This window comes from Bradyrhizobium sp. P5_C11_2 (assembly GCF_054049755.1).
In genome coordinates this window covers 1-1,867 of sequence record NZ_JBFULT010000897.1, presented here as the reverse complement: position 1 = coordinate 1,867, position 1,867 = coordinate 1, and the positions used below count along the sequence as shown (strand labels likewise).

Below are 1,867 nucleotides of genomic sequence, written 5' to 3'. Positions count from 1 at the left end.
GTCCCGTCCACTCAGAAAAATAAAAGCAAAGACCAAAAACCATGGGAAACGCCCACGAAATCTACGCGCTCCGCTATGCGACGATGTCGCCGCGCACCCCCAGCATGAACTTCCTGGCGCCGGATCCGCATGACAGCGCGGCGCAGGACCTCGACTATTTCGTCTGGCTGATCCGCGGCGGCGGCCGCGACATCCTGGTCGATACCGGCTTCAATGCCGAGGAGGCGAGCGCACGGGCGCGCAAGCTGACGCTCAATCCGGTCGATGCGCTGGAACGTTTTGGCGTCGCGGCGTCGAGCCTTCGCGACATTATCGTGACGCATCTGCATTACGACCACGCCGGCAATCTCGATCGCTTCCCGAACGCGCGCTTCCATCTTCAGGAGCGCGAGATGGCTTACGCGACCGGGCGCTGCATGTGCAACGGCCTGCTGCGGCATCCGTTCTCGGTCGAGCACGTCACGCAGATGGTGCGTCATGTCTACGGCGAGCGGGTCACGTTCTATTCCGGCGACGGCGAGATCGCGCCGGGCGTGACCGTGCACCGCGTCGGCGGTCATTCGGACGGCTTGCAGGTGGTGAAGGTCGAGACCGCGCGCGGACCCGTGGTGCTCGCCTCCGATGCCGCGCATTACTACGCCAATCTCCAGCGCAGGAGCCCGTTTCCGATCGTCTACAATGTCGGCGACATGGCGGCCGGCTGGGAGACGATCGAGCGCCTCGCCGGCCATCCCGACCGGTTCATTCCCGGCCATGACCCGATCGTGACGGAGATTTATCCGCGTGCCAGCGACAAGGTCGACGTCTGGGCGCTGCATTTGCCGCCGTCGAGATCGTTTGCGAAGTGACGGAATCCGGGGCGTGTACTTCTAAGTCCTAGGCGCGGCTCAGATCGGGCGGGCCTGATGTCCGCTGTGCTCCTGAAAGCAGCGCGCAAACGAGCACCGCCGGAGGTCCTGGTCGGGCCACAAGGCGACATCGCTGGCGCGCCACGCTCGTCGCCGGTGACTCCTAGCCTAGAGTTAGCTGCCTAACCGTGAAGCTGCGCGTTGAGGCCGTCCCAATTTGGCGCGCGCCGGGTTGCCTCAAGGGCGCCGCTTTGGGAATTGCGCCGAAATAGAAGGCCCTTCTGGCCCGAGAGTTCTTTAGCTTTCACGACTCGGCCATCTTCCAGAAGAATGCGGGCACCCGCTGTGACATAGCAGCCTGCTTCGACGACGCAATCATCACCCAATGAAATGCCGATACCTGCGTTCGCTCCGATCAAGCAGCGCTCGCCAACTGTAATCCTTTCTTTCCCTCCGCCGGACAGGGTGCCCATGATCGACGCCCCGCCACCAACGTCGCTGCCACGACCAACAACCACACCTGCGCTTATCCGACCTTCGACCATACAGGGACCAAGCGTGCCTGCATTGAAATTGCAAAAGCCCTCATGCATGACGGTCGTGCCCGGTGCGAGGTAAGCTCCGAGCCTTACACGAGCGGCATCTGCAATTCTCACGTCTGCTGGCGTCACATAATCGGTCATGCGCGGGAACTTGTCGACGGCGGTCACCTCGAACGCGAGGTCGCGCTTTCGTGCCTCCATTCGCGCTTGTGGCACACGAGAGTACTCGCAGGGACCGAGAGTCGTCCAAGCGTTGCTGGGTAACAGGCTGAAAATTCCTTCAAGGTTCAGGCAATTGGGCTGGACGAGCCGGTGGCTCAGCAGATGGAGTCGAAGATACGAGTCGTGCACGCCAGTCGGCGCGGATGCCAGGGACTCAATTTGGGTATGGATTGGAACGATGTCGACGTCGCGAATACTGTCGAATCGCGCATATCCATCTGCCGAACCACCTAACGATCTTACGATCTCCTGCTT

Annotated in this window: 2 protein-coding genes; one reads left to right on the top strand and one right to left on the bottom strand. The window is 61.6% G+C overall.

Annotated features, from left to right (window positions below; genetic code table 11):
* Positions 1 to 41: 41 nt before the first annotated feature.
* Positions 42 to 848 (top strand): N-acyl homoserine lactonase family protein, encoded by an 807-nt coding sequence (locus ACXJL8_RS40035; RefSeq protein WP_456622349.1) that lies wholly within the window; start codon positions 42 to 44, stop codon positions 846 to 848.
* A gap of 182 nt (positions 849 to 1,030) precedes the next feature.
* On the opposite strand, the gene ACXJL8_RS40030 is transcribed toward ACXJL8_RS40035, so the two are convergent.
* A partial coding sequence (locus tag ACXJL8_RS40030; RefSeq protein WP_456686921.1) for a DapH/DapD/GlmU-related protein occupies positions 1,031 to 1,867 on the bottom strand: 837 nt, incomplete at its 5' end.